The 15,364-nt window shown below is 69.6% G+C and carries 14 protein-coding genes; 2 read left to right on the forward strand and 12 right to left on the reverse strand.

Going from position 1 to position 15,364, the window contains the following annotated elements:
* Positions 1 to 154: 154 nt before the first annotated feature.
* The 5 genes from dxs to dut form a co-directional block, all read right to left on the reverse strand.
* A complete protein-coding gene (dxs, locus tag ACFVS8_RS02975; protein ID WP_387057408.1) occupies positions 155 to 2,098 on the reverse strand; it encodes a 1-deoxy-D-xylulose-5-phosphate synthase in 1,944 nt (647 codons plus the stop codon).
* Between the two features lie 192 nt (positions 2,099 to 2,290).
* A complete protein-coding gene (locus ACFVS8_RS02980; protein ID WP_387057410.1) occupies positions 2,291 to 5,125 on the reverse strand; it encodes an aconitate hydratase in 2,835 nt (944 codons plus the stop codon).
* Between the two features lie 156 nt (positions 5,126 to 5,281).
* Positions 5,282 to 6,061: a DUF3159 domain-containing protein gene (locus ACFVS8_RS02985; RefSeq protein ID WP_387057412.1), complete on the reverse strand. Its 780-nt coding sequence runs from the start codon at positions 6,059 to 6,061 to the stop codon at positions 5,282 to 5,284.
* A 2-nt stretch (positions 6,062 to 6,063) separates the two neighbouring features.
* Positions 6,064 to 6,684 (reverse strand): DUF3710 domain-containing protein, encoded by a 621-nt coding sequence (locus ACFVS8_RS02990; protein WP_387057414.1) that lies wholly within the window; start codon positions 6,682 to 6,684, stop codon positions 6,064 to 6,066.
* Positions 6,681 to 7,139, reverse strand: a complete 459-nt coding sequence (dut, locus tag ACFVS8_RS02995) for a dUTP diphosphatase (protein WP_387057416.1) — start codon at positions 7,137 to 7,139, stop codon at positions 6,681 to 6,683. Before dut ends, ACFVS8_RS02990 begins: the two co-directional genes overlap by 4 nt.
* A gap of 38 nt (positions 7,140 to 7,177) precedes the next feature.
* On the opposite strand from dut, the gene ACFVS8_RS03000 reads away from it, so the two are divergent.
* Positions 7,178 to 7,642, forward strand: coding sequence for a DUF3093 domain-containing protein (locus ACFVS8_RS03000; RefSeq protein ID WP_387057418.1), 465 nt, complete (start codon positions 7,178 to 7,180; stop codon positions 7,640 to 7,642).
* On the opposite strand, the gene ACFVS8_RS03005 is transcribed toward ACFVS8_RS03000, so the two are convergent.
* Positions 7,639 to 7,932: a DUF4193 domain-containing protein gene (locus ACFVS8_RS03005; protein ID WP_092965404.1), complete on the reverse strand. Its 294-nt coding sequence runs from the start codon at positions 7,930 to 7,932 to the stop codon at positions 7,639 to 7,641. The genes ACFVS8_RS03000 and ACFVS8_RS03005 overlap by 4 nt on opposite strands.
* 192 nt (positions 7,933 to 8,124) lie before the next feature.
* On the opposite strand from ACFVS8_RS03005, the gene sepH reads away from it, so the two are divergent.
* Positions 8,125 to 9,216 carry a septation protein SepH gene (sepH, locus tag ACFVS8_RS03010; RefSeq protein WP_387057421.1) on the forward strand — a complete coding sequence of 364 codons (1,092 nt, stop codon included), beginning with the start codon at positions 8,125 to 8,127 and terminating at the stop codon, positions 9,214 to 9,216.
* 68 nt (positions 9,217 to 9,284) lie between these two features.
* On the opposite strand, the gene ACFVS8_RS03015 is transcribed toward sepH, so the two are convergent.
* From ACFVS8_RS03015 to tig, 6 genes are all read right to left on the reverse strand, one after another.
* Entirely contained in the window at positions 9,285 to 10,439 is a 1,155-nt protein-coding gene (locus ACFVS8_RS03015) for a benzoate/H(+) symporter BenE family transporter (RefSeq protein ID WP_387058163.1), read from the reverse strand.
* Between the two features lie 12 nt (positions 10,440 to 10,451).
* Positions 10,452 to 11,729, reverse strand: coding sequence for an ATP-dependent Clp protease ATP-binding subunit ClpX (gene clpX, locus ACFVS8_RS03020; RefSeq protein ID WP_387057423.1), 1,278 nt, complete (start codon positions 11,727 to 11,729; stop codon positions 10,452 to 10,454).
* A gap of 204 nt (positions 11,730 to 11,933) precedes the next feature.
* Positions 11,934 to 12,602 carry an ATP-dependent Clp protease proteolytic subunit gene (locus ACFVS8_RS03025; RefSeq protein WP_387057425.1) on the reverse strand — a complete coding sequence of 223 codons (669 nt, stop codon included), beginning with the start codon at positions 12,600 to 12,602 and terminating at the stop codon, positions 11,934 to 11,936.
* A gap of 23 nt (positions 12,603 to 12,625) precedes the next feature.
* The gene (locus ACFVS8_RS03030; protein WP_255368772.1) at positions 12,626 to 13,246 is read right to left on the reverse strand and encodes an ATP-dependent Clp protease proteolytic subunit; all 621 of its coding nucleotides are present in this window, start codon (positions 13,244 to 13,246) and stop codon (positions 12,626 to 12,628) included.
* Positions 13,247 to 13,346: 100 nt separating this feature from the next.
* On the reverse strand, positions 13,347 to 13,832 hold the full coding sequence (locus ACFVS8_RS03035; RefSeq protein WP_387057427.1) for a tetratricopeptide repeat protein: 486 nt from the start codon (positions 13,830 to 13,832) through the stop codon (positions 13,347 to 13,349).
* 74 nt (positions 13,833 to 13,906) lie between these two features.
* Positions 13,907 to 15,358 (reverse strand): trigger factor, encoded by a 1,452-nt coding sequence (gene tig, locus ACFVS8_RS03040; RefSeq protein WP_387057429.1) that lies wholly within the window; start codon positions 15,356 to 15,358, stop codon positions 13,907 to 13,909.
* Positions 15,359 to 15,364 lie beyond the last annotated feature (6 nt).

Consider the following 15,364-nt stretch of genomic DNA (forward strand, 5'->3'; position numbering starts at 1 on the left):
CGCAGTGCGGATCCGGCCCTTGCGCATTCGGCCGACGGTCGGGCGGATCAGCGGGCGGCAGGCGAGCCGCGCGCCGACCGACGCCTTCCGGCAGCCTGCCGCCCGGGCGGCCGCCCAGGTCGGCCGTCCGGGTCCTGCCGCTCGGGGTCTGCCGTCAGCGGTCGCCGGCGACGATTGCGGTCGAGCCCGTGTCGCTCGAGACGCCGCGCGCGTGCGGGAGCTTCGAGCCGAGCACCATGCCCATGACGTCTTGGGCGATGTGCTGCGGCGTCAGGCGCGTGCGTTCGAGGATCTGCGCGCGCGAGGCGTGATCGAGGAACTCGTCGGGCAGGCCGATCTCGGTGACCGCCGTGTCGACGCCCGCCTCGCGCAGGTCCTGCCGGATGCGCGTGCCGATGCCGCCGACGCGGATGCCGTCTTCGATGCACACCACGAGACGGTGCTCGGCCGACATCGCGACCACGCTGGCGGGAACCGGCACCACCCAGCGGGGGTCGACGACGGTCGCGCCGATGCCCTGGGCGGCGAGCCGCTCGGCGACTTCGAGCCCGGTGCCGGCCATCGGGCCGACCGTCACGATGAGCACGTCCTTGGTCGGCGCCTCCCGCAGCACGTCGACGCCGTCGTCGGTGCGACGCACCGCGTCGGTGAACGCGCCGACACTGCCCTTCGGGAACCGCACCACGGTCGGCCCGTCGTCGACCGCGACCGCCTCCGCAAGTTCCTCCTCGAGCCGGGCGGAGTCGCGCGGCGCCGCCAGGCGGATGCCGGGCACGACCTGGAGGATCGCGAGGTCCCAGACGCCGTGGTGGCTGGGCCCGTCGGGGCCGGTCACGCCGGCCCGGTCGAGCACGAACGTGACACCGGCCTTGTGCAGCGCGACATCCATCAGCACCTGGTCGAACGCGCGGTTGACGAACGTCGCGTAGATCGCGACGACCGGGTGCATGCCCCCGTACGCCAGACCGGCCGCGGATGTCGCCGCGTGCTGCTCGGCGATGCCGACGTCGATGACGCGGTCGGGGAAGCGCTCGGCCATCTTGTGCAGGCCGGTGGGGCGGAGCATGGCGGCGGTGATGCCGACGATGCGGTCGTTCTCGGCGGCGAGCTCTACCAGCTTGTCGCCGAAGACGCTCGTCCAGCTCGCAGCGCCGCTGGTCTCGAGGGATTCACCGGTCTCGGGGTCGATCTGGCCGACGGCGTGGAACTGGTCGGCGACGTCTTTCAGGGCGGGTTCGTAGCCCCGGCCCTTCTCGGTGATCGCGTGCACGATGACCGGCGCGTCGTAGTTCTTCGCCTGTTCGAAGGCTTCGATCATCGCTCCGACGTCGTGACCGTGGACCGGTCCGATGTACTTGATGTCGAGGTTCGAGTAGAGGGCCTCGTTGTTCGAGAAGCGGGCGAGGAACCCGTGCGTGCCGCCTCGCACGCCGCGGTAGATCGCGCGACCCGCGCCGCCCATGCGATCGAAGGCGCGACGGGATGTGAGGTAGAGGTTGCGGTAGCTGCGGCGCGTGCGCACGCCGTTCAGGAAGCGGGCCATGCCGCCGATCGTCGGCGCGTAGGAGCGCCCGTTGTCGTTCACGACGATGATCAGCCGACGGTTGTTGTCGTCGCTGATGTTGTTCAGCGCCTCCCACGTCATGCCGCCGGTGAGCGCGCCGTCACCGACGACGGCGACCACGTAGCGGTCGTTCTGACCGGTCATGGAGAAGGCCCTGGAGATGCCGTCGGCCCACGACAGGGAGCTCGACGCATGGGAGCTCTCGACGATGTCGTGCTCGGACTCGGATCGCTGCGGGTAGCCGGCGAGGCCGCCCTGCTGCCGGAGCGTCGAGAAGTCCTGGCGCCCGGTCAGCAGCTTGTGCACGTAGGACTGATGCCCCGTGTCGAAGACGATCGCGTCTCGCGGGGAGTCGAACACGCGGTGCATCGCGATGGTGAGCTCGACGACGCCCAGGTTCGGACCGAGGTGCCCGCCCGTCTTCGCGACGTTCGCGACCAGGTACTCGCGGATCTCGGCGGCCAGCTGTTCGAGCTGCTCCTTCGAGAGAGCGTCGAGGTCTCGGGGACCCCTGATCGACTCCAGAAGGGACATCGAGACCACCTTTCGATTCTGCACCGGGAGGCCCGGGGCATCACGCCATTCTACGCGGTCGGCTCCCGCCGAACCCCGACGCCACGGGACCGGATCGGCGCCGCCCCGGCGCCGCAGGGAGACGGCGGACGCCCGCTCCCCTGGGCCGGACACTGGTCCGGGCGGAGGAGCGGGCGTCTGGTGTCGCTGCGCTCAGACGAGCGAACGGAGCACGTACTGCAGGATGCCGCCGTTGCGGTAGTAGTCGGCCTCACCGGGCGTGTCGATGCGAACTACCGCGTCGAACTCCACGGTCTGCTTGCCCTCGGCGGAGAACTCGCTCGGTGCCGCCGTGACGCGAACGGTCTTGGGCGTGGTGCCCTCGTTCAGCGCCTCGAGACCGGCGATCGAGACGATCTCGGTGCCGTCGAGGCCGAGCGACTTCCAGCTCTCGCCCGCCGGGAACTGCAGCGGGACGACGCCCATGCCGATGAGGTTGGAGCGGTGGATGCGCTCGAAGCTCTCGGTGATGACCGCCTTGACGCCCAGCAGGCTCGTGCCCTTGGCCGCCCAGTCGCGCGACGAGCCGGAGCCGTACTCCTTGCCGCCGAAGATGACGAGCGGGGTGCCGGCGGCCTGGTAGTTCTGGCTGGCGTCGTAGATGAACGACTGCGGGCCGCCCTCGACCGTGAAGTCGCGCGTGAAGCCGCCCTCGACGATCTGGCCGTCGTTGACGGCCGCGACGAGCTCGTTCTTCAGGCGGATGTTCGCGAACGTGCCGCGGATCATGACCTCGTGGTTGCCGCGACGCGAACCGAAGGAGTTGAAGTCGCGCTGGGCGACGCCGTGCTCCGTCAGGTACTTCGCCGCGGGGGTGCCGGCCTTGATGTTGCCTGCGGGGCTGATGTGGTCGGTCGTGACCGAGTCGCCGAGCGTGGCCATGACGCGGGCGCCCGTGATGTCGGTGACGGGCGTCAGCTCCATCTTCATGCCGTCGAAGTACGGCGCCTTGCGCACGTAGGTCGACTGCTCGTCCCACTGGAAGATCGAGTCGTCGGGCGTCGGGAGGTTCTTCCAGCGGTCATCGCCTTCGAACACCGTCGCGTACTGCTTGATGAACTGCTCGCGGGAGATCGAGGAGTCGATCGTCGCCTGCACCTCGTCGGTCGAGGGCCAGATGTCGCGCAGGAACACGTCGTTGCCGTCGTGGTCGGTGCCGAGGGCATCGGTCTCGAAGTCGAAGTGCATCGAGCCGGCGAGTGCGTAGGCGACGACCAGCGGCGGCGACGCGAGGTAGTTCATCTTGACGTCGGGGCTGATCCGACCCTCGAAGTTGCGGTTGCCCGAGAGCACCGCCGTGACGGCGAGGTCGTGGTCGTTGACCGCGGCCGAGACCTCCTCGATGAGCGGTCCGGAGTTGCCGATGCAGATCGTGCAGCCGTAGCCGACCGTGTAGAAGCCGAGGCCCTCGAGCGCCTTGTCGAGTCCGGACTTCTCGTAGTAATCGGTGACGACCTTCGAGCCCGGGCCGAGGGTGGTCTTGACCCACGGCTTCTGCTTCAGGCCCTTGTTCAGCGCATTGCGCGCGAGCAGGCCGGCCGCCAGCATGACGGACGGGTTCGAGGTGTTCGTGCACGAGGTGATGGCCGCGAGGGTCACGGCACCGTTGTCGAGGATGTACGACGTGCCGTCGGGGGTCGTGACCTTGACAGGCTTGGACGCCGCCGCCGGCCCGCCGCTCGAGATGTGCACGACGCGCGTCTCCTCGTGCTCGTCGCCGGGCGCCGCGCCCGGGTCAGATGCCGGGAACGAGTGCTTGGACTCGAGGTCGACGATGTCGGCCGACGTCAGCGGCGTCGCGTAGTTCAGGATGTCGGTCTCGAACTGCGACTTGGCGTCGGAGAGCAGGATGCGGTCCTGCGGGCGCTTCGGGCCGGCGATCGAGGGCACGACCGTCGAGAGGTCGAGCTCCATGTACTCGCTGAAGTTCGGCTCGTTGTCGGCGTCGTGCCACAGCGACTGCTGCTTGGCGTAGGCCTCGACCAGGGCGAGCGTCTGCTCGTCGCGGCCCGTGAGGCGCAGGTAGTCGATCGTGACGTCGTCGATGGGGAACATCGCGGCGGTCGAGCCGAACTCGGGGCTCATGTTGCCGATCGTGGCGCGGTTGGCCAGGGGCACCGAGCCGACGCCGGCGCCGTAGAACTCGACGAACTTGCCCACGACGCCGTGCTTGCGCAGCATGTCGGTGATGGTGAGCACGACGTCGGTGGCGGTGACGCCGGCGGGGATCTCGCCCGTGAGCTTGAAGCCCACGACGCGCGGGATGAGCATCGACACGGGCTGGCCGAGCATCGCGGCCTCGGCCTCGATGCCGCCGACGCCCCAGCCGAGCACGCCGAGGCCGTTCACCATGGTGGTGTGCGAGTCGGTGCCGACGCAGGTGTCGGGGTAGGCGCGCAGCACGCCGTCGACGTTGCGGTCGTAGATGACCTTGGCCAGGTGCTCGATGTTCACCTGGTGGACGATGCCCGTTCCGGGCGGCACGACCTTGAAGTCCTGGAATGCCGTCTGGCCCCAGCGGAGGAACTGGTAGCGCTCGCCGTTGCGCTCGTACTCGATCTCGACGTTGCGCTCGAGCGCGTTCTCGGTGCCGAAGAGGTCGGCGATGACCGAGTGGTCGATGACCATCTCGGCCGGCGAGAGCGGGTTGATCTTGTCGGGGTCGCCGCCGAGCGCGGTTACGGCCTCGCGCATGGTCGCGAGGTCGACGATGCACGGCACGCCCGTGAAGTCCTGCATCACCACGCGCGCGGGGGTGAACTGGATCTCGGTGTCGGGCTCGGCGTCTGGCTTCCACGACCCCAGGGCCTCGATCTGCGCCTTGGTGACGTTCGCGCCGTCCTCGGTGCGCAGGAGGTTCTCGAGGAGGACCTTCAGGCTGAACGGGAGCTTCTCGTAGCCGGGCACCGTATCGATGCGGAAGACCTCGTAGGTCTCGTCGCCGACGCGGAGCGTGTCCTTCGCCCCGAAACTGTTCACTGCAGACACGATGTCCTCTCCTTCACGGATGCGGCGCGAAGCACGCGCAACACTCCATCATCACCGTCGAACATGGGGCTGTTCCAGCAAGGGTAACCTAAGCGCCACCGTGCCCGACAGGCTCCGCGCGACCGCGGAATTTATCTCGACGTCGAGATAACTGTATCACTCGGAGGCGCGGGCGGAGGACGGGTAGACGGCTCGAACCACGAGCCACGTGAACACGAGCACGAGCGCGTAGAGGGGCACGCCCATGAGCAGTCGCGAGAGGCCGAGCGCCGCGACGTTCTCGACGAAGTAGAACGGAACCTGCACGAGCAGCCGAGCGGCGAACAGGCCGATCCAGACGACCGTGAGGAACTGGGCGGCGCGCATCTTGCGGCGGTCCTGGCGCCAGGCAGTGCCGTCGCCCATGAGGAACCCGACGATGATGCCGATGGCCGGCCAGCGCACGAGCAGCGAGACGAGCAGGGCGAGCGCGTACGCCGCGTTCGTGAAGAAGCCCAGCACGTAGTTGTCGCGGGCGTCGCCCGTCCAGAGCGAGAGCGCCGCCGACGCGAGCACGCCGATCAGGCCGGCGATCGCCTGCGTGGGCTGGCCCTTGGTCGCGATGCGCACGACCGTGAACACGACCGCGAGACCGACGGATGCCGCGAGGGCCGGCACCAGCGCATCCTGCGTGGCCCAGCCGGAGAGGCTCGTGAGCACCGCGTAGGTCACGAGGAACACGAGTCCGGGCAGCAGCGCCTCGAGGAGTCCCCTGACGCCGCCGACCGCCTTCAGCAGGTCGCCGCCGCTGAGCTTCTCGTCGCGCGCGAGCGCCCCGAGGCCGCTGCGCTCGGCAGCCGCGGCCATCTGCCGCGCGAACTCGGCCGAGGTCGACACGTCGGCAGCGGCATCCGATCGCTCCTCGTCGGCGGGCCTGCGTGCGTCGGGTTCGGCCATCGCTACGCGGTGGGCGCGCCGGCCGAGGTGCTCGGCATGCGGAGCGGGATCAAGTCGCGCGGCGGCATCGGCGTGGAGCCGCGCACGACCACGATCGAGCGGAAGAGGTCTTCGACCTTCGCCGCGGCGGTCGGGTCGACCGCCGCCTCGCCCGCGATGACGCCGCGGAGGAACCACCGCGGGCCGTCGACGCCGATGAACCGGGCCAGGCGCTGGTGGCCGGTCTGGCCCTCGGCTGCGGCGACGGGGATCTGGGCGAGCACCTCGGGGCCGAACGCGCCCTCGCGCACCGTGGTGGTGCCGCCCTGGCGCGCGATCTGGTCGGCGATCTGCTCGCGGATCTCGTGCCAGAGCCCGCTGTTGCGCGGCGCCGCGAAGGGCTGCACCTGCAGTGTCGAGTTGGCGTAGTCGAGGCCGATCGCGACGACGCGCTTGGTGCCCTCCTCGACCTCGAGGCGCACGTGCAGGCCCTCGCGGGGAAGGACCTTCAGGCCGCCGAGATCGACATAGGGGCGGACGGGGTTCGCCTCGGACTCGTCGAACGGGCCGGCCGAAGCTCGGTCGTCGGGTGCGGACTTGGGGTGGTCGACGGGGACCTCGTCGACGTTCTCGATATCGCTCACGCGTTCACTCCTGACTTGTGCTCACCGAATCCGGTGGAGCCGAATCCCCCCTCGCCTCGCTGGCTCCCGGGGAGCTGCTCGACTTCGATGAACCTCGCGCGGCTCACCGGCATGACGACGAGCTGGGCGATGCGGTCGCCGACCTCGATCGTGTGCGGCTCGCTCGCATCGGTGTTCAACAGTGCGACCTTGATCTCGCCGCGGTACCCGGCGTCGACCGTGCCGGGCGCGTTCACGATGGTGATCCCGTGCTTGAAGGCCAGCCCGGATCGCGGCACGACGAAGCCGACGTGGCCGTCGGGCAGGGCGATCGCGACGCCGGTGCCCACGGTCGCACGTTGGCCCGGCTGGAGCACGAGCGCCTCGGCGGCGTGGAGGTCGGCCCCCGCGTCGCCGGCATGGGCGTAGGCGGGCACACGGTCTGCGGTGATGAGCACCTCGACGGAATCGGTCACCGTTCGAGGGTAGTGCAGAAGTCTGATCGAATAGAGCCATGCCCGTGTATCGCGAACGCCTCTGGCCCACCCCGTGGATCTACATCGCCACCCTGCTGCTCGTGCCCGCGAGCATCCTGGTGCTCGCACCCGTATCGATGCCCGCGGGGATCGTCACCGGCATCGTGCTGTACGGCGCATGCATCGGGGTGCTGTCGGTCACGTCGCCGGTGGTCGAGGTCGCGGACGGGATGCTCCGCGCGGGGCGCGCCGAGATCGAGCTCGGCCAGACCGGCGAGGCCGTCGCCGCCGACGAGGTTCGGGCGCGCGTCGAGATGGGCACGGGTCTGGACGCCCGGGCATACCTCGTGACGCGGGGGTGGGTGAAGACGCTCGTCCGCGTTCCGATCGAAGACGCGGCGGACCCGGTGCCGTACTGGCTCGTCTCGAGCCGCCGGGCGAACGAATTGGCCGCCGCGATCAACGGATCGCGACGGCCAGAGCACGGGGAGAGCGCAGACTAGGCGGCGCACTCCAGGCAGATCGGTCCGAGCTTGGACTCGTGGTCGATCTGCGAACGGTGCTTCACCAGGAAGCAGTTCACGCACGTGAACTCGTCAGCCTGCGGCGGCAGCACGACGACGTCGAGCTCGACGTCTGAGAGGTCGGCACCGGGCAGGTCGAAACCACCGGGGTTGTCGGCGTCCTCGACGTCGACCACTCCGGACATCTTGTCAGGCACGCGCTCCTTGAGGGCCTCGATCGACTCGGAGTCGTCTTCGGTCTTCCGTGGTGCGTCGTAATCCGTTGCCATTCCCATCCATTTCCGTCAGCGCCGAAGATTCGGCGGCCATAGTCTGCATCAAAACGTCATCATTGGCAAACCTTTCGGACTGGTCTACCATTTGCCCCGTTCAACTTCCGGCGCGCCCGGCGTATTCCCAGAACGGGCACCTGCGACATGGCATCCTTGTGCGGAGACTGAAGCACGGAAGGGCTTGTCGAGATGCAGGAACTGAAAGTAATCGGAGTCGAGAACGGCGCCCTGGTCGCCGCATCCGACGATGGAGCGCGTTTCCGGATCGAGATCGACGACGTGCTGCAGTCCCGGATCCGCCAGGCGCAGCCCGAGATCCACACGGGACCGAAGCCCTCCCCGCGCGAGGTGCAGGCGCTCATCCGCTCCGGCCTCTCCGCCGAGGACGTCGCACAGGTCACCGGGGCATCCGTCGACTACGTGCGCCGCTTCGAGGGCCCCGTGGTCGCCGAGCGCGAGCACATGGTCACGAGCGCGCTGGCCGTTCCCGTGCACGCGGTCATCGAGCAGGACTCCGACGAACCGGTGACGTTCGGACTCGCGATCCGCGACCGCCTCGCCAAGCTGGGTGCGCTCGGCGAACGCTGGGCCAGCTGGAAGGACGAGGAGCGCGGCTGGATCGTCAAGCTCGAGTTCACGGCCGACAGCATCGACCACGACGCACGGTGGGGGTTCGAGCCGCGCAAGCAGTCGCTGCATCCGCTCAACTCCGAGGCCACGACGCTCTCCCAGCAGGGCGAGCTGAAGGGCGGGCTCATGCCGCGCCTGCGAGCCGTCGGCCCCGACACCGAGGACTCCCGCTTCGACAGCGGCGCCTTCACGTTCGAGGAGCCGGTCGACACCGCGCTCGACACCGCACCCCATCTCGAACCGCTCCCGTACTCGCGCACGACTCCGGCCGTCTCGAGCCCGGCCGCCTCGCGCGCGGCGATCAAGCGCGCCGACGAGCCCACGCAGGCGCTCGGGGAGACGGCCGACCTGCTCGAGGCGCTCCGCCGTCGCCGGGGCGAGCGCGAGGCCGCCACGACCGAGGCGGAGCAGCCCGAACTCCCGCTGCCCGTCGAGACGACGCCCGCTCCCCCGTCGCAGTCGGCCGACGACGAGACCCCCGAAGAGCGGCCCGCCAGCCCCTCCCGCTCCATCTGGGGCACCAAGGCGACGACCGGCGCCACGAACAACGGCTCCTCCGGCACGCCGCGCGGCGCCAAGAAGGGGCGGGCGTCGATGCCGAGCTGGGACGAGATCGTCTTCGGCGCACGTACCGACGACGACCTCGCCTGAGCCCGTCCGCTCCACCGACTCCTCAGTCGATCGGTCTTGATCCTCGGCTGAGCGGCGCTGCGGGCGCCTCAGGCGACGCGTCGGCGCGGTCGCAGCCAGACCAGCAGCAGTCCCCCGACGAGCAGGCCCCAGAAGGCGGAGCCGATTCCGGCCACGGCGATGCCCGACGCCGTCACGAGGAACGTGCCGATCGCGGCGATGCGGGAGTCGACGGACTCGAGCGCGGCCGTGACCGCGGCGACGAGGGCCCCGAGCAGCGCGAGCCCGGCGACGGCGGTGATGATGATGGGCGGTGACGCCTGCACGATCGCCGCCGCCAACCCGGCCGCGGCACCCAGCACGAGGTAGGAGACGCCGGCCGAGACCGTCGCGACCCATCGCCTCGCCGGATCGGGGTTCGCCTCCGGTCCGGCCATGATGGCGGCCGTGATGGCCGCGAGGTTGATGGCATGTCCGCCGAACAGCGCGGCACCCATGCCGGCCGCTCCGGAGCCCACGAGCACGGGCCGCGGCGGCACGTCGTAGCCGAAGGTCGACATCACGGCGAACCCTGGCACGTTCTGGCCGGCCATGGTCACCACGAACAGCGGCAGCCCGAGGCTCACGATGACCGCCGGGTCGAGGACGGGCGGCACGAACTCGAGCGACGGCGTCACGGTGGGCGCGGCGAGCACCGCCGGCCCGGCGATGACGGCGATGCCCACGACCGCGACGCCCATGGCCGCCGGCACCGCCCACCTCGGGGCCAATCGTGCGAGGAGCAGCCAGACCAGCACCATGGGAACCGCGATGGCGGGCTGCTCAACGGTCGCCGTGACGGGCGCGAGGCAGATCGGGAACAGGATGCCGGCGAGCATCGCGCTCGCGAGCGGCTTCGGGATCGACGTGATCGCGCGCCCGAAGGCCGGCCAGAGTCCGGCGACGACGATGAGCGAGCCGCACACGAGGAACGCGCCGATCGCCGCTCCGAACTGCTGCGTGGTGGCCGAGGCCGACACGAGCAGGGCCGCTCCGGGTGTCGACCAGGCGAAGGAGACCGGCATCCGGAGGGCGATGGGCAGCGCGACGCAGAGCAGGCCCGTGGCGATGCACAGGGCGAAGAGGCCGGATGCGGCCTGCGCGTCGGTCGCGCCGACCGCGGCGAAGCCCGCGATGACGAGCGCGAACGAACTCGCGAACCCCGTGATGGCGGCGATGATCCCCGCGACGACCGTGTGGAAGATGGTCGTGCCGGCTTAGGCGGACTTCTCGGCGCGACGCGGCTTGTGCGGCACGATGGTCGGCGCGGCGTTGTCGAGCACGGCGGCCTTCGTCACGACCACACGCGCGACGCCGGTCGACGAGGGCACCTCGAACATGATCGGCCCGAGCACCTCCTCCATGATCGCGCGGAGGCCGCGGGCACCGGTCTGACGGAGCACGGCGAGATCGGCGATCGCCTCGAGCGCGGCCTCTTCGAAGTCGAGCTGCACGCCGTCGATCTCGAACATGCGCTGGTACTGCTTGACCAGGGCGTTCTTCGGCTCGGTGAGGATCTCCATGAGCGCCTCGCGATCGAGCGGGGTGACCGTGGCGACGACCGGGAGCCGGCCGATGAACTCGGGGATGAGCCCGAACTTGTGCAGGTCTTCGGGGAGCACCTCGCTGAAGAGCTGCGCGTCGCTCTCTTTGTTGTGCAGGGGGGCGCCGAAGCCGATGCCCCGCTTGCCCGCTCGCGACGAGATGATGCTCTCGAGTCCGGAGAACGCGCCGGCGACGATGAACAGCACGTTCGTCGTGTCGATCTGGATGAACTCCTGGTGCGGATGCTTGCGACCGCCCTGCGGGGGCACGGAGGCGACCGTGCCCTCGAGGATCTTGAGCAGCGCCTGCTGCACGCCCTCGCCGGACACGTCGCGGGTGATCGACGGGTTCTCGGCCTTGCGCGCGATCTTGTCGACCTCGTCGATGTAGATGATGCCGGTCTCGGCGCGCTTGACGTCGTAGTCGGCAGCCTGGATCAGCTTCAGGAGGATGTTCTCGACGTCTTCGCCGACGTAGCCGGCCTCGGTGAGCGCGGTCGCGTCGGCCACGGCGAACGGCACGTTCAGCTGCTTCGCGAGGGTCTGCGCCAGGTAGGTCTTGCCGCAGCCCGTGGGACCGATGAGCAGGATGTTCGACTTGGCGATCTCGACGTCGTCGTGCGCCCGGTCGGCCGTGGTGAGCGTCGCCTTGGCGCGCACGCGCTTGTAGTGGTTGTAGACCGCGACGGCCAGCGCCTTCTTCGCGGACTCCTGCCCGATGACGTACTCCTCGAGGAAGGCGAAGATCTCCTTCGGCTTCGGCAGCTCGAACTCGCCGGCCTCGGTCTCGCCCGATTCGGCGAGGCGCTCCTCGATGATCTCGTTGCAGAGTTCGACGCACTCGTCGCAGATGTAGACGCCGGGTCCGGCGATGAGCTGCTGGACCTGCTTCTGGCTCTTTCCGCAGAACGAGCACTTGAGCAGATCGGCGCTCTCCCCGATGCGTGCCATCGAACCCTCCCTGTCGACGAGTCTGCTCCGAGCCTAGCCCGAGATGGGCGCGCCACGGCCAGACGCGCCCGGAATCCGCTTGCGTGCGTTTCGCGCCGGGCGAACGTGCTCGCCGGTTTCACCGACGGTCGCGGCGCGGACATGACGGATGCCCCGGCGAACCGCCGGGGCATCCGTCGTGCAATGCGTTGTCGCGCGCCCGGATCAGCGCGTGATCGCGGGAACCGACTTGCGCGAGGTCAGCACCTGGTCGATGAGGCCGTACTCGAGGGCCTCGGCCGCCGACAGGATCTTGTCGCGGTCGATGTCGGCGTTGACCTGCTCGGGCGTGCGGTTCGAGTGACGCGACAGCGTGCTCTCGAGCCACGTGCGCATGCGCAGGATCTCGTTCGCCTGGATCTCGATGTCGGACGCCTGGCCGTGCCCGGCCTCGCCCATGGCGGGCTGGTGGATGAGCACGCGGGCGTTCGGCAGTGCGAGGCGCTTGCCAGGCGTGCCGGCGGCGGCGAGCACCGCGGCCGCCGAGGCGGCCTGACCGAGCACGACCGTCATGATCTCGGGCCGGATGTACTGCATCGTGTCGTAAATGGCCGTCATAGCCGTGAACGAGCCGCCGGGCGAGTTGATGTACATGATGATGTCGCGGTCGGGGTCCATCGACTCGAGCACCAGCAGCTGGGCCATGATGTCGTCGGCCGACGCGTCGTCGACCTGCACGCCGAGGAAGATGATGCGGTCCTCGAACAGCTTGGCGTAGGGGTCCTGGCGCTTGTACCCGTATGCCGTGCGCTCCTCGAAGCTCGGCAGGATGTAGCGCGAGCCGGGGGCCTGGATGCCGTTGAAGGCGGTGCCACCGAAAGCGGGGATGTTCATTCGTTCTCTCTTCTCTCGGATGCCTACGCCTGGGTTCCGCCGCCGCCGGCGACGTCGAGCGCCGACTCGCGGATGTGGTCGACGAAGCCGTACTCGAGGGCCTCCTGCGCGGTGAACCAGCGGTCGCGGTCGCCGTCGGCGTTGATCTGCTCGACGGACTTGCCCGTCTGGGCCGCGGTGATCTCGGCGAGGCGGTTCTTCATCGAGACGATGAGCTGGGCCTGCGTCTGGATGTCGCTCGCGGTACCGCCGAAGCCGCCGTGCGGCTGGTGCAGGAGCACGCGTGCGTTGGGCGTGATGTACCGCTTGCCCTTGGTGCCGGCCGTGAGGAGCAGCTGGCCCATCGAGGCGGCCATGCCGATGCCGACGGTGACGATGTCGTTCGGCACGAACTGCATGGTGTCGTAGATCGCCATGCCCGCCGTGATCGACCCGCCGGGCGAGTTCACGTAGAGGTAGATGTCCTTCTTGGGGTCTTCGGCCGCCAGCAGCAGCAGCTTCGCCGCGATCTCGTTGGCGTTCTCGTCACGGACCTCGGAACCGAGCCAGATGATGCGGTCCTTCAGCAGTCGATCGAAAACTCCGGTGCCGGGTGTCGCTTCGGCCATGTGTCGCTCCTTCTGCGTTGTCGCGTTGTGTCGAATCTATCCGGTGCAACACGCAGGATCGCGGCTGTTCGCCCTCGGCGGATGCCGCGTCGCACCGGGTTCGCCCACAGCGGAGCGGCAGCCGTTCGGGGCGCGCTCAGTCGAGGAGCGCGCGGGCGTAGTTCGACACCGACCGGGTGTACCGCCGCAGGTGCGGGGCGAGCGCGAGCAGGGCGACGGATGCCGCGCGCCTGGCGTCGTCGGAGCTGACCAGCGCGAGCGCGAGGAACGCCGCGACCTCGTCGCGGTAGGGGGCGTCGGCATGGTCGCGAAGCTCCGCCTCGAGCAGGTCGAGCGCCCGCGCATCGTCGCCGAGGTTGCGGATGCTGCTCGCCATCTGGATGACCGCCTGCGGGCGATGCTCGTCGTCGAGCCCGAGCGCGAGCGCCCGCTCGTAGAGCGGCACCGCCTCGTCGGGGCGACCGGCCGAGTCGCGGGCTCCCGCGCGTTCGAAGACGGCCCGCGCATCGTCGTCGCCGCGTTCGGCCGCGATCTCGTCGATGCGCGCGATCACCTCGTCGCCGACCATCGTGCCCGATGCGTCGTTCCAGACGGCGTCGATGCGCTGCTGCCAGTCGTCCATGCGTCCTCCTCGGAGACGACGCAGGGCCGGGCGTCTGAGACGCCCGGCCCTGCGGTGCTGATCGATCGAGCGGATTACTCCGCGTCGGCCTTCTTCGGCGCGCGCTTACGAGCCGGCTTCTTCTCCTCGGCAGGCGCCTCGTCGGCGACCTCGGCCTCGGCGTCGTCGGCCTTCTTCTTGGCCGCGCGCTTCTTGGGGGCGGGAGCCTCCTCTGCGGCGGGCGCCTCGTCGGCGGCCTCGTCGTCGCCGGCCACGGCCGTGAACTCCGAGAGGTCGACGGCCTTGCCTGCGGCATCCGTCACGTTGGCCTTGCCGAGCGCGATCGCGAGCGCCTTGTTGCGGGCGACCTCGCCGACCATGGCGGGGATCTGGCCCTGCTGGCTCAGGATCTGCACGAACTCGTTGGGGTCCATGCCGTACTGCGCGGCGCCCTGCACGAGGTACTGCGAGAGCTCCTCCTGGCTGACCTTGACCTGCTCGGCCTCGGCGATGGCGTCGAGCACGATCTGGGTCTTGAAGGCCTTGGTGCTCGCCTCGGTGACCTCGGCGCGGTGCTCGTCGTCTTCGAGGCGGTTCTCGCCCTCGAGGTGACGGTGCACCTCGTCTTCGATGACCGCGTCGGCGACCGGGACCTCGACGAGCTCGAGGAGCTTGTCGACGAGGAGGTCGCGGGCCTGCGTGCCCTGGCCGAACGACTTGTTGCGGGCGACCTGCTCCGAGAGGCTCGCGGTGAGCTCGTCGAGCGTGTCGAACTCGCTGGCGATCTGCGCGAAGTCGTCGTCGGCCGCGGGGAGCTCGCGCTCCTTGACGGCGCCGACCGTGACGGTGATCTCGGCGGTCTGGCCCTCGTGCTCGCCGCCGAGCAGCTTCGAGGCGAACGTGGTGGTCTCGCCCGCGGTGAGCGAGTCGAGCGCCTCGTCGATGCCCTCGAGCAGCTCGCCCGAGCCGAGCTCGTAGGAGATGCCGCTGGCGGTGTCGACCTCGACGCCCTCGATGGTGGCGACCAGGTCGAGCGTCACGAAGTCGCCCTTCGCGGCCGGGCGGTCGACGGTCGCGAGCGTGCCGAACCGGGTGCGCAGGCGCTCGAGCTCTTCGGTGACCTCGTCGTCGCCGACCTCGACCGAGTCGACCGTGATCTCGAGGCCGTCGTAGGCGGGCAACTCGATCTCGGGGCGCACGTCGACCTCGATGGCGAGGAGGAGGTCGCCCGAGAAGTCCTTGTCGCTCGGCCACTCGACGATGTCGGCCTCGGGGCGGCCCAGGGGGCGCAGCTCGTGCTCGGTGACGGCCGCACGGTAGAAGCCGTCGAGGCCCTCGTTGACGGCGTGCTCGAGCACGGCGCCCTTGCCGACGCGCTGGTCGATGATGGGCGGCGGCACCTTGCCCTTGCGGAAGCCGGGCACGTTGACCTGCTCGGCGATGTGCTCGTACGCGTGGGCGATGCTGGGCTTCAGCTCCTCGGGCGTCACCGAGATGGTGAGCTTGGCGCGAGTGGGGCTCAGCTTCTCAACCGAAGTGGTCGGCATGTGAAG

The organism is Agromyces sp. NPDC058110 (assembly GCF_042884735.1).
GTDB lineage: Bacteria > Actinomycetota > Actinomycetes > Actinomycetales > Microbacteriaceae > Agromyces.